Below are 21,189 nucleotides of genomic sequence, written 5' to 3' on the forward strand. Positions count from 1 at the left end.
TGTGTATTGATTCAGACCCGGTGCTCGCCGGGCGTGTGGTCAGCTCGCTTTGCGCTCCTGCGCCTCGCGATAGCTCACTAAATCTTCGATAGTTACGACCGGCATGTTGTGCTCACGGGCAAACGCGATGCACTCCGGCGCGCGCGCCATAGTGCCGTCGTCATTGGTCAGTTCGCACAGGACGCCCGCCGGTTTGAAGCCCGCCAGCGACACTAAATCGATGGTCGCTTCGGTGTGGCCGCCGCGGGTCAGAACGCCGCCCGGCTGCGCGCGCAGCGGGAAAACGTGGCCAGGGCGATGCAGATCGGACGGCTTCGCGTCGTCGGCAATCGCCGCGCGAATAGTCGTGATGCGGTCAGCAGCGGAAACGCCCGTCGTCACGCCGTGCGCCGCTTCGATGGTCACCGTAAAGCCGGTGCCGAAGGCGCTGGTGTTGTTTTCCACCATCATCGGCAGATCGAGCTGTTTACGGCGTTCTTCGGTCAGGCACAGGCAGACGATGCCGCTGCCGTGACGGATAGTCAGCGCCATCTGTTCAACGGTCATGGTTTCGGCGGCGAAAATCATGTCGCCTTCGTTTTCACGGTTCTCATCATCGAGCACCATCACTCCGCGCCCTTCGCGCAGTGCGGCGATCGCGTTTTCCACGCGTTCAAAAGCGGTGCCAAAAGCAGAAAGAAGCGTCTGATTCATGGTAAAGAAACCTCATTAATTATATGGATTACCAGAATCAGGGCGGTCTTAGGAGTGCCGGCAAGCGGCAAACAAAATAACGTGAGTGGGCGTAAGCCCAGGCAGATCGTTACTCTCTCCCATCCGGACTTTAACCGTCGGCCCCGGAATTACACCGGATCTGCTGACCTTCAGAAAAACTCTGAAGCGCTCGCGGGCTTTCAGTTTACCGTTTGTCTTTCGCCTTCGCGCAGACGCCGGATAAGCCTGATTTACCGCCGGTGGGGAATTTCGCCCCGCCCTGAGAATAAGCGAGATAACTATAACGCCATTGATAATCGTCGGCAATGCATGAGATTCAAACATTTCCGGTTTATACCCTTGGGATCAGCGATTACAATTACTCTTCAGACCATACCAGATCAGGGAAACCGCTATGATTGACCCGAAAAAAATTGAACAGATCGCCCGTCAGGTCCATGAATCGATGCCAAAAGGGATCCGTGAGATCGGGGAAGATGTTGAGAAGAAAATTCGCCAGGTACTGCAGGGCCAGCTGTCTCGCCTGGATCTGGTGAGCCGTGAGGAGTTTGACGTACAGACGCAGGTACTGCTGCGCACGCGTGAAAAACTGACGGCGCTGGAGCAACGCCTGGCAGCGCTGGAATCTCGCGGCGCGACGACGGCAACCGGAGCAGACGCGCCTGTGGCGTCAACGGCAGGCAGCGCCAGCGCCCCTGTCACGGCAGTCACGCCGCCGCCGGCCATCCCGCCCGTCGACAGCCTCGACAAACAGGACTAAGCGCCAGCTACGCCCCTTGACTCGCAAGGGGCGTTTGCCCGTGAAACCGCCTTAGCGGTTTTTCTGGATCTTCTTGATGATATTGGTGGTGGAACAGCCATCTTCGAAGTTCAGCACCATCACCTCACCGCCGTTGGCCCACACCTCTTTGCTGCCCGCGATATCTTCAGGCTTATAGTCGCCGCCTTTCACCAGCAGATCCGGCAGGATTTCACTAATCAGGCGCTGCGGCGTGTCCTCTTCAAACGGCACCACCCAATCCACGGCTTCCAGCGCGGCCAGCACCGTCATGCGCTGTTCCTGCGGGTTCACCGGGCGCGTGTCGCCTTTCAGGCGTCGGGTAGAGGCGTCGCTGTTGACCGCCACAATCAGCCGATCGCCGAGCTTGCGGGCGTTCGCCAGATAGGAGACATGGCCTGCGTGCAGAATGTCGAACACGCCGTTGGTCATCACCACTTTTTCGCCGCGCTTGCGGGCCGCGAGCACCGCCTCTTTCAGCGCCGCTTCGCTCATCACGCCAAAACCGGTTTCTGAACGACCGCGCACGGCGTTTTCCAGCTCCACCGGCGACACGGTCGAGGTGCCGAGCTTGCCGACCACCACGCCCGCCGCCGCGTTGGCGAAGAAACAGGCTTCTTCCAGCGAATTACCGGACGCCAGCGTCGCCGCCAGCACGCCAATCACGGTATCCCCCGCGCCGGTGACGTCATAGACTTCCTGCGCCTGCGTCGGCAGGTGGAACGGCGCTTTGCCGGGCTGCAGCAGCGTCATGCCCTGCTCAGAGCGGGTCACCAGCAGCGCGCTGAGATCGAAATCGGCGATGATTTTCATGCCGCGCTCGACGATGTCCTGCTCATTTTTGCATTTGCCCGCTACGGCTTCGAACTCAGAGAGGTTCGGCGTCAGCAGCGTCGCGCCGCGATAGCGCTCGAAATCGGTGCCTTTCGGATCGATAAGCACCGGAACGCCCGCGTTACGCGCCAGCTGGATCATCTGCTGAACGCTTGCGAGCGCGCCTTTCGCGTAGTCAGAAAGCACCAGCGCACCAATTTGTCCCAGCGCCTGGTTGATGCGCTCGTGCAGCGGCTGCGGGTCGACACCGTCGAAACCTTCTTCGAAATCAAGACGGATGAGCTGCTGGTTGCGCGACAGCACGCGCAGCTTGGTGATGGTCGGGTGCGTCGGCACCGACACGAAATCGCACTTCACGTTCACCTGCGAGAGCGACTGGCTGAGCGCGCGCGCCGCGTCGTCAATGCCGGTCAGCCCAACCAGACGCGAACTGGCGCCAAGAGACGCGATATTCATCGCCACGTTCGCCGCGCCGCCCGGGCGCTCTTCGATGGTTTCAACTTTCACGACCGGCACGGGGGCTTCCGGCGAAATACGGCTCGTCGGGCCATACCAGTAGCGGTCCAGCATCACATCACCGACTACCATGACGCCTGCGCGTTCAAAATCGGGCAGCGTTACTTTCATTCCTGACTCTCCTGAGAGACACCAAAATTTGCGCGCGATGATAGCACAGTTACGCGCAATCGCACGGTTACGCCGGGGCCAGCCAGCGCCGCCAGCTGTCGCGCACCTGTTCGCGTTCCTGTTCGAACGCCGTCTGCGCCACATGCCCCGGCAGTTCCTGTAGCGCCCGCCGGTGCAGCTCGTCACGCAGCGTGACATACGCCTGCGTCAGCGCCTTCGCCTCGTCCTCACGCATAATGTCGTGCTGCGCCAGCAGTTCCAGAATGCGCACATTATCGGACCAGCGCGTCAGCTTCGGCTGTTCAGGCGCGTAGCGCAGCACCATAAACTGCGTAATAAATTCGATATCGGTAATGCCGCCTTCATCGGCTTTGATATCAAAGCGATCCCGGTGTTTGTTGCCGAGATGGGCGCGCATTTTCTCGCGCATTTCGCGCACGTCGGTACGCAGCGTGTCGCCGTCGCGCGGCGTGGCAAGCACCTCGCGGCGAATGGCGTCAAACTGCGCCTGTAAAGGTTTATCGCCGTACACAACGCGGGCGCGCACCAGCGCCTGATGTTCCCAGGTCCAGGCGTCGTTTTTCTGGTAATCGGCGAAGGCTTCCGCCGTTGTCACCAGCATCCCCGCCGCCCCGGACGGACGCAAACGGGCGTCCACTTCATAGAGAATGCCTGACGACGTCCGGGTGCTGAACAGATGCATGATGCGCTGCGCGAGGCGCAGATAGAACTGACGGCCGTCGATTTCGCGCTCGCCGTCGGTCATCACCTCCGCCGGACAGTCGTGCAGGAAGACTAAATCGAGATCGGAGCTATAGCCGAGCTCCCAGCCGCCCAGTTTGCCGTAGCCGACCACCGCAAAGCCGCGTCCGTCGCGATCGCGCAGATGCTTCGGCTGACCGTAACGCGCCACCATCTGTCCCCACGCCTGCTGAACCACCGCGTCGATAATCGCTTCGGCAAGCCAGGTTAAGTGATCGCTCACTTTCATCACCGGCAGCGTACCGGCAATATCCGCCGCCGCCACGCGCAGCAGTTGCGCCTGTTTAAACTGGCGCAGCGCCTCAAGCTGTTGCTCTTCATCGTCATCCGGCACGCGCAGCAGATACTGGCGCAGCTCATCGCGATAGGCGTCCATCGCCGTCGGCTGATAGAGCGTGTTCGGGTCGAGCAGTTCATCAAGCAGCAGCGGATAGCGCGCGAGCTGGCTTGCTATCATCGGCGAGGCGGCGCACAGGCGAATCAAATGCTTGAGCGCGCCGGGATATTCGCTCAGCAGTTCAAGGTATGTGGTGCGGGTGACGATGCCGGTCAGCAGCGGCGTTACCCGGGAGAGCGCCAGCGCCGCGTCATCCGGGCTGGCGCAGACGGCGCTCAGCAGGTGCGGCATCAGATTATCCAGCACCTGACGCCCGCGCGGCCCGATGGTGCGCTTCTCTGTTTCTTTGCGAAAATCGGCAAGCGTTGCCAGCAGCCGCATCCGGCTCTCCGCGCCAAGCGCGCTTAACACCGGCGTGTCGTCATCGGCATCCAGCGCGTCATGCCACAGTTCGCGCCAGCCTTCGGTCAGCGACTCCTCGCCGCCGGTGGGATCTTCATCGCCGATAAGCTCGTTAAACACCCGCCGCACGCCCGCCATATGGCGCTCCAGACGCGCGGTAAGCGCCTCCCAGTCCGCCTCGCCCATTGCCCAGGCGAGCCGCGCGCGGTTCAGCGCGTCGCCCGGCAGCGTCTGGGTTTGCTCGTCGTTGATGCTTTGCAGCAGGTTTTCGAGCCGGCGCAAAAGGAGATAAGCGTCGCGCAGGCAGGCGGCGTCATCCGGCGAGAGCAGATGCAGTTGCTCAATTGCCGTAAGGGTCGGCAGCAGCGAGCGCTGCTGTAGCGACGGCTCGCGCCCGCCGCGGATCAGCTGAAACACCTGGACGATAAATTCGGTTTCGCGGATGCCGCCCGCGCCGAGCTTGATGTTATCGGTCAACCCCCGGCGGCGCACCTCGCGGGCAATCATCCCCTTCATGTTGCGCAGCGACTGGATAACGCTGAAATCGATATAGCGGCGGAAGATAAAGGGCCGCAGCATCGCGCGCAGCTCCTGGCTCCAGGCGTCGTCGTTGTCGCCCATGATGCGCGCTTTAACCATCGCGTAGCGCTCCCAGTCGCGCCCCTGCTCCTGATAGTAATCCTCAAGCGCGGCGAAGCTCAGCACCAGGGGGCCGCTGTCGCCGAACGGACGCAGGCGCATATCGACGCGATACACAAAGCCATCCTGGGTGGGCTGGTCGAGCGCTTTGATAAGGCGCTGGCCGAGGCGCGTAAAAAACTGGGCGTTATCCAGCTCGCGACGTCCGCCCTGGGTCGATCCGCTCTCGGGCCAGGCGAAGATCAGATCGATATCGGAAGAGAAGTTAAGCTCGCCGCCGCCCAGTTTACCCATGCCGAGGATCATCAGCGGCTGCGGCACGCCCTGCGCGTTACACGGCGTGCCCCATTCGCGACAGCATGCGGCATAAAGCCAGTCGCGCGCCGCGACGATCAGCGTTTCCGCAAGCTCGCTGAGCTGCGTCAGGGTCTGTCCGGTGGTGGCGCGCGCCAGCGTCTGGCTCCAGGCGATGCGCGTCATGATACGGCGACGGAACTGGCGCAGCGCGCGCATCAGCGCCGCCTCGTCATGCACGTCGGCAAGCGTCGCCTGAAGCCAGGCGCCGTAGTGACGCCACTCATCCGCCTCAGGCGGCGTTGTCTCAAGCTCGTGAAGCCAGTCGGGATGCGCGCTGATGGCCTCGCGCACGAAATCGCTGAAGGTCAGTACCGCGCGCGCGTCATCGCTGAGCGCGGTGGCATCGAATGGCAGCCGCTCCACCACGGCTTGCCAGTGCTGTTGCAAAGGGAGGGAGAGCGGCGTCATGCGGATTTTCCTGTCGTGGTTTACGGTTTCCCGCTGTGCCGCCAGAACGGCGTCTGCGAGATAGCCTCATTGCGGAAATGCTCAATCTCGATACGCTGGCCGGTTTCGATGGCGTGACGCAGCCCCTGCCAGTTATCGAGCCAGAACAGCGCAACAGTTTCGTCATAAACGCCCGCCAGCAGACGCAGCGCGTCAAGCTCGCGCGACAGGCGCGGCAGCTGGTCGACATAACGGTCGCCGAGCGGCTGACCAAACGCGGCTTTCAGCTCAGCGGCGTGACGCGAAAGATGGATATCGGCAAAGCGTTTCCAGGAGTCCGCCATCTTCTGACGGCCTTTTTCATCGAGGAAAGGCTGCCAGCCGCGGAACACCAGCCATTCGGTGAGCGCAAGACGGGCGGAGGCCTGAATGGCGCTGAAAGCGACCGTCTGGGCCGAAGCATCGGTCGCAAGCGTCGCTTCGCACTGGGTCAGCAGGTCACGTAAGCGAGTACTCGCTTTTCGCGGAACGATGCCGCCGAACAGCGCCAGCGTATGGCGCACCAGGGCAATCGCCTCGCGCACCTGTTGCTTCGCCTTGCCGTTGCCGCGCAGCCACAGCTCTTCATGGTACAGCCAGTGATCGAGCGCCCACTCCAGCGATGCTTCAAGCCCCTGCTCCACATGAGCTTTCGCGGGCACCTTCAGCAGCGTCAGCGGACGCAGCGGGCGTTCAGCGTTGCCCTGCGCCAGATGATAACCGCGCGCCGCTTTGCTCAGGCTGCCCTGACGCAGGCCCGGCTTCGCCACCAGCTGACGGGCAAATTTCAGCACGTCCGCCGCCTGGCCCTCCAGTAACTCCAGCTCCAGCTCGCAGATGGGCTCCGCGAGCTCGCCAGCTTTTACTTCGCCACGATCGAGCGCAAGCTCGATGCGGCTTTCACCGTGAGTAACCACCCACTTTTCGCGGGCGAAATCGGTGCTGAACAGCGGCTGTACGGCGTCCTGCAGCGCCTCGGGCGACAAGCCTTCCGGCCAGACTTCTGCCGGGAAACGCGCCAGCGTGAGCTCGGGCGAGTCCAGTTCAATGTTATATTCCGGGCGCTGATGCAGCCCGCCGGTGGTGCGGCCCGCCACCTTCATGGTCATCTCATAGCGGCCATTATCCCCGCGAATACGCAGCCCCATATCGTGACGGCGCAGCTGGTTGTCCGCGGTTTCGTAATAGATATTGAGCAGCTGGCGCGGGGCGCTGTGTTCAGCCTCAAGGGCGTTCAGCGCGGCGCGCACCGCATCAATCTGTTCCGGGTCGACGATAAATTTGAGTTCGATTTCCTGAGCCATGTCTCTGCTTTCTTGTTGGGTCACACTGAAGAAAACTCCAGCGAACTTAATAGCCTGGTATCTGTCAGTAGATAGTATTTTGCAAAAAATTGCCATGTTTGAGGCTTTTTGACGCACGCAAAAAGCGAAATTTGCCGCGGTGGCAGGCGACGGGCTGACCAGGATGATTCCCATTCAGGTTTACGCTTTGCATCGTCAGACTGATGCCACTACTATCGTTCCACTTTCAACGACAATAACGACCAACTGATGCACAAATTACGTCTGATTTGCTTTTCCCTGCTTGCGCTTAGCGTCTCTTACCAGGCCGTTGCCGAAGAAAAACGCTATGTCTCGGATGAACTCAACACCTGGGTGCGTAGCGGCCCTGGTGACAATTACCGCCTGGTCGGCACGGTCAATGCTGGCGAAGAAGTCGCACTGCTCGAAAGTAACGGTAAATATGGACAGATTCGTGATACCAGTGGCCGCACGTCCTGGATCCCGCTGGAACAGCTCAAGAGCGAACCCAGCCTGCGTACCCGGGTGCCGGAGCTGGAAAATCAGGTTAAGACCCTGACCGATAAGCTGAACAATATCGACACCACGTGGAACCAGCGCACCGCGGAGATGCAAAAGAAAGTCGCCGCCAGCGACGGCATCATCAACGGCCTGAAAGACGAAAATCAGAAGCTTAAAAACGAGCTTATCGTGGCGCAGAAGAAAGTGAACGCCGCGAATATTCAGATCGATGATAAACAGCGCACTATCATCATGCAGTGGTTTATGTATGGCGGCGGCGTGCTGGGCGTCGGTTTGCTGCTCGGTTTGCTGCTCCCGCACATGATCCCAAGCCGCAAGCGCAAAGACCGCTGGATGAACTAAACCTCGCAGGGCAGCGCCCGCTGCCCTTTTCGCTCCCCATCTCCTCTACACTTAACGTATTATCTGTCGGCTAAATATGAGTCGGAGTCGAATGCGTGAAGAGTTATCTGGTTGGTGGTGCGGTACGTGATGCCCTGTTAGGGCTGCCGGTAAAGGACAGAGACTGGGTGGTGGTAGGCGCCACGCCCGCCGAAATGCTTGAACTGGGGTATCAGCAGGTGGGGAAAGATTTCCCGGTGTTTTTGCACCCGCAATCCCATGAAGAGTATGCCCTTGCGCGCACCGAGCGGAAATCCGGCCAGGGGTACACCGGCTTTACCTGCTATGCCGCGCCGGACGTGACGCTGGAGCAGGATTTGCAGCGCCGTGACCTCACCATTAACGCTATCGCCCAGGACGACGCGGGCGAGTTTATCGACCCTTACGACGGGCGCGCCGATCTTAACGCGCGCCTGCTGCGCCATGTCTCGCCGGCGTTTAACGAAGATCCGCTGCGCGTGTTGCGCGTGGCCCGCTTCGCCGCCCGCTACGCGCATCTCGGCTTTCGCATCGCCCCGGAAACGCTCGCGCTGATGCGCGACATGGCGGAGAACGGCGAGCTGGAACACCTGACGGCGGAGCGCGTCTGGAAGGAAACCGAAAACGCCCTGACGACCCGTAATCCGCAGATCTATTTCCTGATGCTGCGCGAATGCGGCGCGCTGAAAGTGCTGTTCCCGGAAGTGGACAAACTCTTTGGCGTCCCGGCGCCGGCGAAGTGGCACCCGGAGATCGACACCGGTATTCATACCCTGATGACGCTCTCAATGGCCGCGATGCTCAGCCCGGCGGTGGACGTGCGCTTTGCCGCGCTGTGCCACGATTTAGGCAAAGGCCTGACGCCGCCGCACTTGTGGCCGCGGCATCACGGTCACGGCCCGGCAGGCGTGCGGCTTGTCGAGCAGGTCTGCAAGCGGCTGCGCGTGCCGAACGACATTCGCGATCTCGCAAAGCTGGTGGCGGAATTCCATGACCTTATTCATACCTTCCCGGTCCTGAAACCGCGCACTATCGTGGGCCTGTTCGATTCGATAGACGCGTGGCGCAAGCCGCAGCGCGTCGAGCAGATAGCGATCACCAGCGAAGCTGACGTGCGCGGGCGCACCGGGTTTGAAGCGAAAGATTATCCGCAGGCGCGACTTCTGCGCGAGGCGTGGGAGGTGGCGCGCGCGGTGTCGCCAAAAGAGGTAGTGGAAGCGGGCTTTACCGGCCCGGCTATCCGCGATGAGCTGACGAAACGGCGCATTCGCGCGGTCGCGGCCTGGAAGGACGCGCGGTGCCCTCAGCCCGCGGCTGAGGGCTAAACGTTTACATGAAGACCGCGAATACGGCGGCGGCGACAATGAAACGGTAGATAGCGAAAGGAATAAACGAAATACGTTTGATGATGTGCAGGAAGGTTTTGATTGCCACCAGCGCGACCACGAAGGCGGTGACAAAACCGACTGCGAACATCGGCACATCCGCCATCGTCAGGAAGCCCAGGCTTTTATAGAGATCGAGCGCGGTGGCGCCCATCATCATCGGCACTGCCAGCAGGAAGGAGAACTCCGACGCCGCATAGCGGCTAACGCCGACCAGCATGCCGCCGGAGATCGTCGCGCCGGAGCGCGAAAAGCCCGGCCAGAGCGCGAGGCACTGGAAGCAGCCGATGAAAAACGCCTGGCGGTATGTCATATCGTCCAGACCGGGCGCCTTCGGCTCTTTAGGTTTGAAGAGTTCGGCCGCAATCAGCAGCACGCCGCCGACGACCAGCGCATACATCACGTTTATCGGGTTAAACAGCGATTTGATGAAATCGTGGAACAGCAGGCCCAGCACCACCGCCGGCACCATGCCGAGCAGGATATGAACAAGCGACAAACGGTTTTTGCCGACGCCTTCATGCGGCGGATGGCCGAAGTGAATGCCGATTAACCCAAACAGACGACGCCAGAACATCACCACAACCGCCAGGATGGAGCCCAACTGGATAACCACTTCAAAGGTTTTCGCGGTGTCGCCCTCAAAGCCCAGCAGATGCCCCACGATTATCATGTGCCCGGTGCTCGACACCGGCAGGAATTCAGTGAGTCCTTCAACAATGCCCAGGATCGCCGCCACCAACAGCGAGTGCATATCAGTCATTCAGTAAACCCTCGTACCCCAAAATAAGCGCTAAAAACGCGGCCATCAGCGCGACGGCCGCGAAAGTTCCTGCATTATGACCGGTATACCCGCGTTTGGTTTAATCATTATGAATTTAAATGTTTTAATTCGGATTATTGCTACGCTCAATCATTACGCCGACATTCGCGGCCTGCGCGACCGCGCCTGGCTTGCTTAATTTGATACGCACCCAGGGGGCGTTAAAGCGCTTAAGGATCAGGTCGGCGACCTCTTCCGCCACGCGTTCTACCAGCGCGAAACGGCCCTTGCCGACATGCTCCAGCACCGCCTGCGTCACATCGGCGTAGCTCAGGCAATCGCGCACGTCGTCGCTCGCCGCCGCCGCGCGGTTGTCCCAGCCGATTTCGATATCGAACACAAGTTTCTGCTCGATGGTCTGTTCCCAGTCGTAAACGCCAATAGTGGTGATTACCGAAAGTTGCTCTATAAATACTATGTCCATCACGGCCCTGCCTGTTTTTAGCCCCACCGGATACCACTTCCGGCAAAATATGCGTATTATCCACAGATGCAGAGAATACAACGACATTTTCACAACGGAACAGCGTTATGAGTGCAATCGCGCCTGGAATGATCTTCCTCGCGTACCTTTGCGGCTCGATCTCCAGCGCCATTCTGGTCTGCCGTATCGCGGGTCTGCCCGATCCGCGTGACAGCGGTTCCGGCAATCCCGGAGCGACCAACGTCCTGCGAATTGGCGGCAAGGGAGCAGCCGTAACGGTACTGATTTTCGACGTGCTGAAAGGCATGCTGCCGGTCTGGGGCGCGTATGCGCTGGGCGTGACGCCGTTCTGGCTGGGGCTTATCGCCATCGCCGCCTGTCTTGGTCATATCTGGCCGGTCTTTTTCCATTTTCGCGGCGGCAAAGGGGTGGCGACGGCGTTCGGCGCGATAGCGCCTATCGGCTGGGATCTCACGGGCGTGATGGCGGGCACCTGGTTTCTAACGGTGCTGCTGAGCGGTTACTCGTCGCTGGGCGCGATTGTCAGCGCGCTGGTGGCCCCGTTCTACGTCTGGTGGTTTAAACCGCAGTTTACCTTCCCGGTCGCGATGCTCTCCTGCCTGATTCTCTTGCGTCATCACGACAACATTCAGCGCTTATGGCGCGGCCAGGAAACCAAAATCTGGAGCCGGTTTCGCAAAAAACGGGCAGAAAAAAAGGAGTGAATTATCACTCCTTTTTTACAGCGCGTCGCTGAACGCGTTACGCGGCGGGCAGCTCCGAAAGCGGCCAGCGCGGACGCACCGTTACCCCAAGACCCGCTTCGCCTTTCGCTTTAAGACGCACCATACCCGCATAGGCGATCATCGCGCCGTTATCGGTACAAAACTCCGGGCGCGCATAGAAAACGTCGCCGCCGCGCTTTTGCATCATCTCCGCCAGACGCGCGCGTAACGTGCGGTTGGCGCTCACGCCGCCCGCCATCACGAGACGCTTAAAGCCGGTCTGATCCAGCGCCCTGCGACATTTAATCATCAGCGTATCCACCACCGCGTCTTCGAACGCACGCGCGATGTCGGCGCGGGTCTGATCGTCGGTGCCGCTGTCGCGAATGGTGTTCGCCGCGAAGGTTTTAAGACCAGAGAAGCTGAAATCGAGGCCCGGACGGTCAGTCATCGGGCGCGGGAACGTAAAGCGCCCTGCCGTCCCCTGCGCGGCCATTTTCGACAGCATCGGCCCGCCGGGGTAATCAAGGCCCAGCAGCTTGGCGGTTTTGTCGAAGGCCTCGCCTGCGGCGTCATCGATAGATTCGCCGAGCAGCGTATACTGGCCGATACCGGTGACGCTGATAAGCTGCGTATGGCCGCCGGAAACCAGCAGCGCCACGAACGGAAACTCGGGCGGATTCTCTTCCAGCATCGGGGCCAGCAGATGGCCTTCCATATGGTGTACCGGCACTGCCGGCACGTCCCAGGCAAACGCCAGCGCGCGGCCGACCGTCGCGCCGACGAGCAGCGCGCCCACCAGACCCGGCCCTGCGGTATACGCCACGGCGTCGATATCCTGCGCCGTCAGGCCCGCTTCTTTAATTGCAGCCTGAATCAGCGGCACGGTTTTACGCACGTGATCGCGCGAGGCCAGCTCAGGCACTACGCCGCCATAATCGGCATGCAGTTTTACCTGACTATACAATTGGTTGGCTAATAGCCCGTTTTCATCGTCATAAATGGCGATGCCGGTTTCATCGCAGGATGTCTCAATTCCCAGTACACGCATGGTTTTTTTACCTCTTTCGCCTGCCGCGCAGTGTAGGGCCAACGGCTGCGGATGTAAAACTTTGCTCAACCCAGGCGGCCAGATAGTGTATAATGCGTGCCCCTGGAATAGACCGCACAAAAACCGCGTTTCTGGTCCTGGCGGTGCTTTACAAAGCAGCAGCAGTTGCAGTAAAATTCCGCACCATTTTGAAATAAGCTGGCTATCTGATGTCAGCAGAACCGAATTAATCAAAGGTGAGAGGCACATGCCGGTAATTAAAGTACGTGAAAACGAGCCGTTCGACGTAGCACTGCGTCGCTTCAAACGTTCCTGCGAAAAAGCGGGTGTTCTGGCGGAAGTTCGTCGTCGTGAATTCTATGAAAAACCGACTACCGAACGTAAACGCGCCAAAGCTTCCGCAGTGAAACGTCACGCGAAGAAACTGGCTCGCGAAAACGCACGCCGTACTCGTCTGTACTAATTCCTTAGGGGATATCCTCCCCTGAAACAGACAGAGTAGTAGTTGTAGAGGCCGTGCTTCCGAAAGGAATGCGCGGCTTATTCTCGTTTATGGGCTGATAAAAACGGGGCTTATGGCTGGACGAATCCCACGTGTCTTTATCAATGATCTGCTGGCTCGCACCGATATCGTCGACCTGATAGACGCACGGGTAAAGCTCAAGAAGCAGGGCAAGAACTACCACGCGTGCTGTCCCTTCCATAATGAAAAAACCCCCTCTTTCACCGTAAACGGCGAAAAACAGTTTTATCACTGCTTCGGTTGCGGCGCGCACGGCAACGCTATCGACTTCCTGATGAATTACGACAAGCTCGAATTCGTCGAGACCGTCGAAGAATTGGCCGCCATGCATAATCTGGAAGTGCCATTCGAAGCGGGCAGCGGACCGACGCAAATTGAACGCCACCAGCGTCAGACATTATACGAACTGCTGGACGGGCTGAACGGCTTTTATCGTCAGGCCTTACAGGCACAAAACGCCGAGCCGGCGCGTCAGTATCTGGCGAAACGCGGGCTGAGCGAATCCGTGATTGAACGCTTCGCCATCGGTTATGCGCCGCCGGGCTGGGATAACGCGCTAAAGCGCTTTGGCAACAACAGCGAAAACCGCCAGTCGCTTATCGACGCCGGTATGCTGGTGACCAACGATAAGGGCCGCAGTTACGATCGCTTCCGCGAGCGGGTGATGTTCCCCATCCGCGACAAGCGCGGGCGAGTGATAGGCTTCGGCGGTCGCGTTTTAGGCGATGCATTGCCGAAATACTTAAACTCCCCGGAAACCGATATTTTCCATAAGGGTCGCCAGCTGTATGGCCTTTATGAAGTGCAACAGAGCGATCCTAACCCGCCGCGACTTCTGGTCGTGGAAGGCTATATGGACGTCGTGGCGCTGTCGCAGTACGACATCAACTATGCGGTCGCCTCGCTCGGCACCGCGACCACGGCAGAGCATATTCAGATGCTCTTTCGTGTCACGAACAACGTCATTTGCTGTTACGACGGCGACAGAGCAGGCAGAAGCGCCGCATGGCGCGCGCTGGAAACCGCGCTGCCTTACATGACCGACGGACGTCAGCTACGCTTTATGTTTCTGCCCGATGGCGAAGACCCGGATACGCTGGTTCGTCAGGAAGGCAAAGCGGCGTTCGAGGCGCGGATGGAGCAGGCTCAGCCGCTCTCCACGTTCCTGTTCAACAGCCTGCTGCCGCAGGTGGATTTGAGTACGCCGGACGGGCGGGCGCAGTTGAGTACGCTGGCGCTGCCGTTAATCAGTCAGGTGCCAGGCGAAACGCTGCGCATCTATCTGCGCCAGGAGTTAGGCAACAAGCTCGGCATTCTGGATGACAGCCAGCTCGAGCGGTTGATGACCCGGCAGGCAGATAATTCGCAAACGCGGCCCGCGCCGACGCTAAAGCGTACAACCATGCGTATACTGATAGGATTGCTGGTCCAGAATCCTGAGCTGGCACCCTTAGTGCCTTCTCTGGCGGCGTTAGATAAAACAAAGCTGCCTGGACTGGAGCTCTTTTCAGAGCTGGTCAATACTTGTCTTTCGCAGCCTGGTCTGACCACTGGGCAGTTGCTCGAACATTATCGCGGTACAAAAGAAGCCGCTACCCTTGAAAAACTCTCAACGTGGGACGATATAGCAGATAAGGATATCGCAGAAAAAACGTTCACCGACGCGCTGGACCATCTGTTCGATTCGGTGCTGGAGTTGAGATTAACAGAACTGATAGCCCGCTCGCGCACCCAGGGACTTAGCGCGGCGGAGCGCGAAGAAGTGCGCATCATTACCGAGGCGCGCGCAAAAAAATAAATTCCGCGGCTTAATTGCCGATTGACGATCGGGTGCACCCGAGAGCCGTACTGCCGGGCAGCGGCAATAATAAAACAGCCCGCAACGCCCTGTGGATTTCATGTCGCTGTCAACGCGTTCAGGCGCTATTACGCGCCGTCGCTTGCAACACTGAGACACGAAATCCCGGGCACACGTTATTGTTGGCGGCAACGCCTACGACACCAACCTCATGAAATAAGTGTGGATACCGTCTTATGGAGCAAAACCCGCAGTCACAGCTTAAGCTTCTTGTCACCCGTGGTAAGGAGCAGGGCTATCTGACCTATGCCGAGGTCAATGACCATCTGCCGGAAGATATCGTCGACTCCGATCAGATCGAAGACATCATCCAAATGATCAACGATATGGGCATCCAGGTGATGGAAGAAGCGCCGGACGCCGACGATCTGTTGCTTGCTGAAAACTCGAACAATACCGACGAAGACGCGGAAGAAGCGGCCGCCCAGGTGTTGTCCAGCGTGGAATCTGAAATCGGGCGCACCACCGATCCGGTTCGCATGTACATGCGTGAAATGGGTACCGTTGAGCTGTTGACCCGTGAAGGCGAAATCGACATCGCCAAACGCATCGAAGACGGCATCAACCAGGTTCAGTGCTCCGTCGCCGAATATCCGGAAGCGATCACCTATCTGCTGGAGCAGTACGATCGTGTGGAAGCCGGCGAAGCGCGTCTTTCCGATCTGATCACCGGTTTTGTCGATCCGAACGCCGAAGAAGACATGGCCCCTACCGCGACGCACGTCGGCTCTGAACTCTCTCAGGAAGAGATGGATGATGACGAAGATGAAGACGAAGAGTCTGACGACGACAGCAGCGATGATGACAACAGCATCGATCCGGAACTGGCGCGCGAGAAATTCGGCGAGCTGCGTACCCAGTACGAAGTCACCCGCGACACTATCAAAGCGAAAGGCCGCAGCCACGCGGCGTCTCAGGAAGAGATCCTGAAGCTTTCTGAAGTGTTCAAACAGTTCCGTCTGGTGCCGAAACAGTTCGACTACCTGGTCAACAGCATGCGTGTCATGATGGATCGCGTGCGCACCCAGGAACGCATCATCATGAAGATGTGCGTTGAGCAGTGCAAAATGCCGAAGAAGAACTTCATCACCCTCTTTACCGGCAATGAAACCAGCGAAACCTGGTTCAACGCGGCTATCGCCATGAACAAGCCGTGGTCTGAGAAGCTCCACGACGTGGCGGAAGATGTACACCGCAGCCTGCAAAAACTGCAACAGATTGAAGAAGAAACCGGCCTCACCATCGAGCAGGTGAAGGATATCAACCGTCGCATGTCTATCGGCGAAGCGAAAGCGCGCCGTGCGAAGAAAGAGATGGTTGAAGCGAACTTACGTCTGGTAATTTCTATCGCCAAGAAATACACCAACCGCGGTCTGCAGTTCCTCGACCTGATTCAGGAAGGCAACATCGGCCTGATGAAAGCGGTAGATAAGTTCGAATACCGCCGTGGTTACAAGTTCTCCACCTATGCTACCTGGTGGATCCGTCAGGCTATCACCCGCTCTATCGCGGATCAGGCGCGCACCATCCGTATTCCGGTGCATATGATTGAGACCATCAACAAGCTCAATCGTATCTCCCGCCAGATGCTGCAGGAGATGGGCCGCGAGCCGACGCCGGAAGAACTGGCCGAGCGCATGCTGATGCCGGAAGACAAAATCCGTAAAGTGCTGAAAATCGCTAAAGAGCCTATCTCCATGGAAACGCCGATTGGCGACGATGAAGATTCGCATCTGGGGGATTTCATCGAGGATACCACCCTCGAGCTGCCGCTGGACTCCGCGACGACTGAAAGCCTGCGTGCGGCGACGCACGACGTACTGGCGGGTCTCACCGCGCGTGAAGCGAAAGTGCTGCGTATGCGTTTTGGTATCGACATGAACACCGACCATACGCTGGAAGAAGTGGGTAAACAGTTTGACGTTACCCGCGAACGTATCCGTCAGATCGAAGCGAAAGCGCTGCGTAAGCTGCGCCACCCGAGCCGTTCTGAAGTGCTGCGCAGCTTCCTTGACGATTAATCGTCTGCAATAAACGCGTTTCAAAAGCCCTCTTCGGAGGGCTTTTTTATTGACGCAGGAAATCATTGCGGCATTTCTTGTGGGATTAGTAGCGCTGCCCGGCAGTAAACTGGCAATTAACAATAATTCATCGTGATGAGTGTGGATTAATCAGCAAAAACAATTTGTCACAGATATCGATTCTGAGTAATTTGCTGGGAGATTATGCCTCTGAAAATGAACAAGAGTGTTATCACTTAGCAAGGACCCGGGATGAACAAGTCGCTGTTATTCATGACATGCGTTTTACTGGCCGGATGTGCCAGCCAGCCGCCAAAAAGCCAGGTGACGCCGCTCGCTCCAGTCGCCCAGCCACAGCCTGTACAACAAGCGCCGGAGAGCAAACCGTTCGCCGCCGCCTCGGAAAGCACCAACAGCATGGCGACCTGCCGTAAAGAGCTCGACGCGCTTAAGCACTACGGCCCGAAAACCTACAGCCGTTATGCTGCGGAAATGGACGCTCTGACCGCAAAAACCGGCAAATATCTCTCGATTAAAGAGGGCCTGACGCCGGAACTGAACGATATCGTCATCACGATGTATCAGTCGCAGATCAAAACGCTCTGCTTCCGCATTCAGTCGTCGCTCGGCAAACTGATTATCGAACAGGCGGGCGGCTAAGCCACCAGCCCTTCCCTTACGGCGCGGCTCAGGCTGCGCCGTCGCTTTATCTGCCGCGAGCCAGCAGCGCCTCATCCAGTTCCCGGTAGGCTTCCACCAGCTTATCCAGCGACGCGCGATTAAGCCCACTGGGGTTCGGCAGCACCCAAATTTCCGTCTCGCCGATCTTGAGCTTTTGCTTGCCCCACTTCACGCCGCGCTGGCTGAACGCCTGCTCATACGCTTTTTTACCGAGCACCGCGAGCGCGTCCGGCTGGAAGTCCTCAATTTTTTTCACCAGATTACGTCCGCCCTCATGCAGCTCTTTCACGTCCACCTCGTTCGCCTGCACCGTCGGGCGCTCAACCAGTTTCGTGATGCCACAGCGCGTATCCAGCAGATGCCGCTCCTCTTCGGGTTTTAACTGGCGCTCCGTAAACCCCGCCAGATGGATAACCTTCCAGAAGCGGTTACCCGGATGCGCGAAATGAAAACCGGTATGCGCTGACGACTTTCCCGGATTGATTCCGCAAAAGACCACGCGCAGGCCCGGTTCAAGAATATCGTTTATCATGTCGTTTCCCTGTTAACTCACGGATCTGTAAAGTATAAAGCCTTACGCCGCCCTTGCTTACAAATTCAGCAGCCGAGACGCCGAGACTGGATTGACGTCGCCAGTTACTCTATAATCCAGCGCCACGGCCCCTTAGCTCAGTGGTTAGAGCAGGCGACTCATAATCGCTTGGTCGTTGGTTCAAACCCAACAGGGGCCACCAAATTTTAGCTTTAAAATCATATAATTAAGCCACTCGAAAGAGTGGCTTTTTTGTTGGCTGCCTGATGAGTGGCGATAAAATGGCGGCAGCTTATGCTCCGCAGAGCCAGTATGTAGCAGGTCATACATCAAAACATCTGTGTTAGCGTCGTTTTTTCCGCGAATCAATTAAAAAAGCCAGCGACCCGCAATCGCCGAATCAATCAGCATTTTCACCGTCAACGGTTCGGGTGCATGATGATCCGTTTTTAAATATCGCGGTAATATTGCATTTGGCAGGAAACGAATACCTTCATTAGGGAAATAACGGTTAAAACAGAAACCAGACATATCTACGTTCAGCGTACTGATATACTCCTCAAGAAAATCGGCAGCATCCTCCGGCAATACGCTTTTATTTCCGGTACTGAGCGACATATTGTCAGACATTTCCCAGAAATGCTTTTTAATGAGTTCCCTGACATACGCAGCTTTATCTGCCATTACCGCTCTCCCGATGCAACAATAAGCTTATAGCGATGAATAACATTTTGGGTAATCATAGCAAGATGATAAACCGTGAACACGGCGCCAACCCAGGGCAGCCATCTGCCGATATAAGCCCCTATGCTGGTGGTATACGCCCACTCACCGCGTAGCAATTTTGCCCATGTGATCGTTCTGCGTCCTGTTTTAAAGCGCTGGCGGATAACGCTTCTGAGCGCCAGGGAAAGCGGGCTCGTTCCTTTTGTTGCCATATCTGCACCTAATTTACCCCTGACAGGGATGACAGGCAGACTAACCAGCATAGAAGCTATCGCTAGCAAATCAATCACATCGCTGAATTGTTTTTTAAACTCATCCAGTATTAGCCAGTGAAGCAACTCCTCTTTATCAACATTCATCCCATCAAAGAAATACTTTCCGTTGCGCTGTTCAGTCGTATCCATAAAATTTCCCTTTCCATGTTTACGTACTAAATATTACTGTCAACCTAATGCGCCATCCAGAGCCTGTGCAGCAACGTAATCTGAAAATAAAAAAATGCTAACTCTGGTTTATTCATAATGAGCGCAACAATCCAGAAATGGCTTAACGTAACCCCGTAATGGGTTTCTCTGACACCCGAACAGGGTAATATCCACTACACTTTCCACAGTTTCCCTTGTCGAGGATATTCCATGCTGCGCCCGTTACTCTTTATCTCCGCCCTGCTGCCCTTTTTCGCCTGCGCGCATAATTTTAAAGAGGGCGAACGGGTCGCGCCGGTCGGCGTGGCGGAGCGCGGCGAGCTGACGCTTAATCAGGGCGATATCGGTTATCGCGACTGGAACAGCGCGCGGCTCAGCGGCAAGGTGGGGGTCGTGCTGCATGTGGCGGGCAGGCTGTCGGCCAAAGATCTTAATAAAGGCATCAGCGACGCGATTGCCGCAGCGCGTCTGCCGGCGGATAAATTCCAGGCCACCACGATAATCAACACTGACGACGCCATTCCGGGCAGCGCCATTTTTGTGCGCCGCAGTCTGGAAAGCACCAAAAAAGCCTACCCCGCCTCGGTGTTCGTGCTGGATGACAGCGGCGCCGCGCAGCGCGCCTGGCGCCTGCAGCCGGGCGGCTCAGCCGTCGTCGTGCTGGATAAAGATGGCCGTATACGCTTTGCGAAAGATGGCGCGCTCACTGCAGATGAAGTGCGTCAGGTGATGAGCTTATTGCACACTTTATTGACATAAACTTGTACAACGCGTTGCCTGAATGTAAAGTTTTGTGACGCGTTAAGTTAGCCGAAGACATTTTCCGGTATTGCGCTACGCTTTTTAAGAGAAGATCCGGAAAAAAAACCGTGAAGATAATCAGTTGTTCATACAAGAAAAATCCCACATTTCGCCTGATGCGACGAATGTTGCGCGCCTGACCGCGACATTCGGCGCGCCCGGCGCGTTGGCTCCTTCCACTACACAGCTCCCGATCACCACCTGAGGCCTTAACCATGAACGCTAACGCCGTGAAATCATCAGGGCAGGAAAACGAATTGCAGGCGCTGCGCGACGCCCTGCAAACCCGCCTTGACGAGCTTTTGCCGCCGGGCCAGGAGCGCGATCTGGTCTGCGCCGCGATGCGCGAAGGCGCGCTCACGCCCGGTAAGCGGGTGCGTCCGCTGCTGCTCATTCTGGCCGCGCGCGACCTCGGCTATGACGCCAGCCAGCCCGCGCTGCTGGATCTCGCCTGCGCCGTGGAGATGGTGCACGCCGCATCGCTAATGCTCGACGATATTCCGTGCATGGATAACGCCTTGCTGCGCCGCGGCAAACCCACCATTCACCGCCAGTTTGGCGAAAGCGTGGCGATCCTCGCGGCGGTCGCGTTATTAAGCCGCGCTTTCGGCGTGGTGGCGCAGGCGGGATCGCTGCCCGACAGCTGCAAAACCGAGGCGGTCAGCGAGCTTTCCAGCGCGGTGGGGTTGCAGGGGCTGGTACAGGGACAGTTTCGCGATCTCAGCGAAGGTAACCAGGCCCGCAGCGCAGAGGCCATCCTTGCGACCAACGATCTCAAAACCAGCGTGCTGTTTGATGCCACGCTGCAAATCGCCGCCATCGCCGCCGGGGCCTCCGCCTCGGTCCGCCAGAAGCTGCGCCAGTTTTCGCGCCATCTCGGGCAGGCGTTCCAGCTGCTTGATGACCTGGCGGACGGCCTCAATAACACCGGCAAAGACATTAATAAGGACGCGGGCAAATCCACGCTGGTGGCGATGCTCGGCCCGGAAGCGGTGCATCAGCGCCTGCGCGATCACCTACTGCGCGCCGACGAACATCTCGCCTGCGCCTGTTCGCGCGGCGCGTCCACCCGCCGTTTTATGTACGCCTGGTTTGATAATCAGCTGGCCATGTTTGGCTGAACGCGCGGGTCTGCGCGGCTGACAGCGACCG

Annotated in this window: 20 protein-coding genes, 1 tRNA gene and 1 riboswitch; of the genes, 11 read left to right on the top strand and 10 right to left on the bottom strand. The window is 58.1% G+C overall.

All coding sequences use genetic code 11. The features are described 5' to 3' along the window. Window positions 1-39: 39 nt before the first annotated feature. Entirely contained in the window at window positions 40-693 is a 654-nt protein-coding gene (ribB, locus tag AFK67_RS17260) for a 3,4-dihydroxy-2-butanone-4-phosphate synthase (protein ID WP_007727115.1), read from the bottom strand. Between the two features lie 107 nt (window positions 694-800). Continuing rightward, window positions 801-985, bottom strand: a riboswitch (FMN riboswitch). A gap of 123 nt (window positions 986-1,108) precedes the next feature. Between ribB and ubiK the strand changes: the two genes are divergently transcribed. Beyond that, complete coding sequence (gene ubiK, locus AFK67_RS17265; protein ID WP_007727112.1) at window positions 1,109-1,474, top strand: ubiquinone biosynthesis accessory factor UbiK; 366 nt, start codon at window positions 1,109-1,111, stop codon at window positions 1,472-1,474. A gap of 51 nt (window positions 1,475-1,525) precedes the next feature. Here the strand turns inward: ubiK and hldE are convergent, their stop codons facing one another. The 3 genes from hldE to AFK67_RS17280 all read right to left on the bottom strand — a co-directional run bounded on the left by hldE (window position 1,526) and on the right by AFK67_RS17280 (window position 7,180). Further along, on the bottom strand, window positions 1,526-2,953 hold the full coding sequence (gene hldE, locus AFK67_RS17270) for a bifunctional D-glycero-beta-D-manno-heptose-7-phosphate kinase/D-glycero-beta-D-manno-heptose 1-phosphate adenylyltransferase HldE (RefSeq protein ID WP_007727109.1): 1,428 nt from the start codon (window positions 2,951-2,953) through the stop codon (window positions 1,526-1,528). A 67-nt stretch (window positions 2,954-3,020) separates the two neighbouring features. Then, window positions 3,021-5,858, bottom strand: coding sequence for a bifunctional [glutamate--ammonia ligase]-adenylyl-L-tyrosine phosphorylase/[glutamate--ammonia-ligase] adenylyltransferase (gene glnE, locus AFK67_RS17275; protein ID WP_038884494.1), 2,838 nt, complete (start codon window positions 5,856-5,858; stop codon window positions 3,021-3,023). A 20-nt stretch (window positions 5,859-5,878) separates the two neighbouring features. Then, the gene (locus tag AFK67_RS17280) at window positions 5,879-7,180 is read right to left on the bottom strand and encodes a CYTH domain-containing protein (RefSeq protein ID WP_038884497.1); all 1,302 of its coding nucleotides are present in this window, start codon (window positions 7,178-7,180) and stop codon (window positions 5,879-5,881) included. Window positions 7,181-7,429: 249 nt separating this feature from the next. Between AFK67_RS17280 and AFK67_RS17285 the strand changes: the two genes are divergently transcribed. Together AFK67_RS17285 and AFK67_RS17290 are read left to right on the top strand one after the other, a co-directional pair. Further along, a complete protein-coding gene (locus tag AFK67_RS17285; protein WP_007727093.1) occupies window positions 7,430-8,044 on the top strand; it encodes a TIGR04211 family SH3 domain-containing protein in 615 nt (204 codons plus the stop codon). 95 nt (window positions 8,045-8,139) lie between these two features. Then, window positions 8,140-9,387 carry a multifunctional CCA addition/repair protein gene (locus AFK67_RS17290; RefSeq protein WP_007727090.1) on the top strand — a complete coding sequence of 416 codons (1,248 nt, stop codon included), beginning with the start codon at window positions 8,140-8,142 and terminating at the stop codon, window positions 9,385-9,387. Window positions 9,388-9,391: 4 nt separating this feature from the next. Here AFK67_RS17290 and bacA read toward each other — a convergent pair whose 3' ends face one another. Both bacA and folB read right to left on the bottom strand, forming a co-directional pair. Then, entirely contained in the window at window positions 9,392-10,210 is an 819-nt protein-coding gene (gene bacA / locus AFK67_RS17295; RefSeq protein WP_007727086.1) for an undecaprenyl-diphosphate phosphatase, read from the bottom strand. A 124-nt stretch (window positions 10,211-10,334) separates the two neighbouring features. Continuing rightward, window positions 10,335-10,694 (bottom strand): bifunctional dihydroneopterin aldolase/7,8-dihydroneopterin epimerase, encoded by a 360-nt coding sequence (gene folB, locus AFK67_RS17300; protein WP_007727083.1) that lies wholly within the window; start codon window positions 10,692-10,694, stop codon window positions 10,335-10,337. 107 nt (window positions 10,695-10,801) lie between these two features. Here folB and plsY point away from each other — a divergent pair, with 107 nt between their 5' ends. Further along, window positions 10,802-11,419: a glycerol-3-phosphate 1-O-acyltransferase PlsY gene (gene plsY, locus AFK67_RS17305; protein WP_007727080.1), complete on the top strand. Its 618-nt coding sequence runs from the start codon at window positions 10,802-10,804 to the stop codon at window positions 11,417-11,419. Between the two features lie 37 nt (window positions 11,420-11,456). On the opposite strand, the gene tsaD is transcribed toward plsY, so the two are convergent. Continuing rightward, window positions 11,457-12,470: a tRNA (adenosine(37)-N6)-threonylcarbamoyltransferase complex transferase subunit TsaD gene (tsaD, locus tag AFK67_RS17310; RefSeq protein ID WP_007727078.1), complete on the bottom strand. Its 1,014-nt coding sequence runs from the start codon at window positions 12,468-12,470 to the stop codon at window positions 11,457-11,459. Window positions 12,471-12,717: 247 nt separating this feature from the next. On the opposite strand from tsaD, the gene rpsU reads away from it, so the two are divergent. The 4 genes from rpsU to AFK67_RS17330 all read left to right on the top strand — a co-directional run bounded on the left by rpsU (window position 12,718) and on the right by AFK67_RS17330 (window position 17,532). Further along, window positions 12,718-12,933 carry a 30S ribosomal protein S21 gene (gene rpsU / locus AFK67_RS17315; RefSeq protein WP_001144069.1) on the top strand — a complete coding sequence of 72 codons (216 nt, stop codon included), beginning with the start codon at window positions 12,718-12,720 and terminating at the stop codon, window positions 12,931-12,933. A 112-nt stretch (window positions 12,934-13,045) separates the two neighbouring features. Beyond that, a complete protein-coding gene (dnaG, locus tag AFK67_RS17320) occupies window positions 13,046-14,791 on the top strand; it encodes a DNA primase (RefSeq protein WP_007727074.1) in 1,746 nt (581 codons plus the stop codon). Between the two features lie 236 nt (window positions 14,792-15,027). Continuing rightward, complete coding sequence (gene rpoD / locus AFK67_RS17325) at window positions 15,028-16,872, top strand: RNA polymerase sigma factor RpoD (protein ID WP_007727072.1); 1,845 nt, start codon at window positions 15,028-15,030, stop codon at window positions 16,870-16,872. Window positions 16,873-17,124: 252 nt separating this feature from the next. Then, a complete protein-coding gene (locus tag AFK67_RS17330) occupies window positions 17,125-17,532 on the top strand; it encodes a YuaE family lipoprotein (RefSeq protein WP_007727070.1) in 408 nt (135 codons plus the stop codon). A gap of 46 nt (window positions 17,533-17,578) precedes the next feature. Here the strand turns inward: AFK67_RS17330 and mug are convergent, their stop codons facing one another. Further along, on the bottom strand, window positions 17,579-18,085 hold the full coding sequence (mug, locus tag AFK67_RS17335) for a G/U mismatch-specific DNA glycosylase (protein ID WP_007727069.1): 507 nt from the start codon (window positions 18,083-18,085) through the stop codon (window positions 17,579-17,581). 126 nt (window positions 18,086-18,211) lie between these two features. Here mug and AFK67_RS17340 point away from each other — a divergent pair. Continuing rightward, window positions 18,212-18,287, top strand: a tRNA-Ile gene (locus tag AFK67_RS17340). Window positions 18,288-18,454: 167 nt separating this feature from the next. Here the strand turns inward: AFK67_RS17340 and AFK67_RS17345 are convergent. Beyond that, on the bottom strand, window positions 18,455-18,769 hold the full coding sequence (locus AFK67_RS17345; protein WP_007727067.1) for a DUF1493 family protein: 315 nt from the start codon (window positions 18,767-18,769) through the stop codon (window positions 18,455-18,457). Beyond that, a complete protein-coding gene (locus AFK67_RS17350) occupies window positions 18,769-19,215 on the bottom strand; it encodes an STM2901 family protein (protein WP_032967450.1) in 447 nt (148 codons plus the stop codon). Before AFK67_RS17350 ends, AFK67_RS17345 begins: the two co-directional genes overlap by 1 nt. Before the next feature lie 231 nt (window positions 19,216-19,446). Between AFK67_RS17350 and AFK67_RS17355 the strand changes: the two genes are divergently transcribed. Then, window positions 19,447-19,995 (top strand): YtfJ family protein, encoded by a 549-nt coding sequence (locus AFK67_RS17355; protein WP_038884500.1) that lies wholly within the window; start codon window positions 19,447-19,449, stop codon window positions 19,993-19,995. Between the two features lie 257 nt (window positions 19,996-20,252). Then, entirely contained in the window at window positions 20,253-21,158 is a 906-nt protein-coding gene (locus AFK67_RS17360; RefSeq protein ID WP_007727063.1) for a polyprenyl synthetase family protein, read from the top strand. Window positions 21,159-21,189 lie beyond the last annotated feature (31 nt).

The organism is Cronobacter dublinensis subsp. dublinensis LMG 23823 (genome assembly GCF_001277235.1).
GTDB lineage: Bacteria > Pseudomonadota > Gammaproteobacteria > Enterobacterales > Enterobacteriaceae > Cronobacter > Cronobacter dublinensis.

Coding starts and splice junctions, on each gene's coding strand:
- ribB (WP_007727115.1), bottom strand. CDS start 693: ATGAATCAGACGCTTCTTTCTGCTTTTGGCACCGCTTTTGAACGCGTG.
- ubiK (WP_007727112.1), top strand. CDS start 1,109: ATGATTGACCCGAAAAAAATTGAACAGATCGCCCGTCAGGTCCATGAA.
- hldE (WP_007727109.1), bottom strand. CDS start 2,953: ATGAAAGTAACGCTGCCCGATTTTGAACGCGCAGGCGTCATGGTAGTC.
- glnE (WP_038884494.1), bottom strand. CDS start 5,858: ATGACGCCGCTCTCCCTCCCTTTGCAACAGCACTGGCAAGCCGTGGTG.
- AFK67_RS17280 (WP_038884497.1), bottom strand. CDS start 7,180: ATGGCTCAGGAAATCGAACTCAAATTTATCGTCGACCCGGAACAGATT.
- AFK67_RS17285 (WP_007727093.1), top strand. CDS start 7,430: ATGCACAAATTACGTCTGATTTGCTTTTCCCTGCTTGCGCTTAGCGTC.
- bacA (WP_007727086.1), bottom strand. CDS start 10,210: ATGACTGATATGCACTCGCTGTTGGTGGCGGCGATCCTGGGCATTGTT.
- folB (WP_007727083.1), bottom strand. CDS start 10,694: ATGGACATAGTATTTATAGAGCAACTTTCGGTAATCACCACTATTGGC.
- plsY (WP_007727080.1), top strand. CDS start 10,802: ATGAGTGCAATCGCGCCTGGAATGATCTTCCTCGCGTACCTTTGCGGC.
- tsaD (WP_007727078.1), bottom strand. CDS start 12,470: ATGCGTGTACTGGGAATTGAGACATCCTGCGATGAAACCGGCATCGCC.
- rpsU (WP_001144069.1), top strand. CDS start 12,718: ATGCCGGTAATTAAAGTACGTGAAAACGAGCCGTTCGACGTAGCACTG.
- dnaG (WP_007727074.1), top strand. CDS start 13,046: ATGGCTGGACGAATCCCACGTGTCTTTATCAATGATCTGCTGGCTCGC.
- rpoD (WP_007727072.1), top strand. CDS start 15,028: ATGGAGCAAAACCCGCAGTCACAGCTTAAGCTTCTTGTCACCCGTGGT.
- AFK67_RS17330 (WP_007727070.1), top strand. CDS start 17,125: ATGAACAAGTCGCTGTTATTCATGACATGCGTTTTACTGGCCGGATGT.
- mug (WP_007727069.1), bottom strand. CDS start 18,085: ATGATAAACGATATTCTTGAACCGGGCCTGCGCGTGGTCTTTTGCGGA.
- AFK67_RS17345 (WP_007727067.1), bottom strand. CDS start 18,769: ATGGCAGATAAAGCTGCGTATGTCAGGGAACTCATTAAAAAGCATTTC.
- AFK67_RS17350 (WP_032967450.1), bottom strand. CDS start 19,215: ATGGATACGACTGAACAGCGCAACGGAAAGTATTTCTTTGATGGGATG.
- AFK67_RS17355 (WP_038884500.1), top strand. CDS start 19,447: ATGCTGCGCCCGTTACTCTTTATCTCCGCCCTGCTGCCCTTTTTCGCC.
- AFK67_RS17360 (WP_007727063.1), top strand. CDS start 20,253: ATGAACGCTAACGCCGTGAAATCATCAGGGCAGGAAAACGAATTGCAG.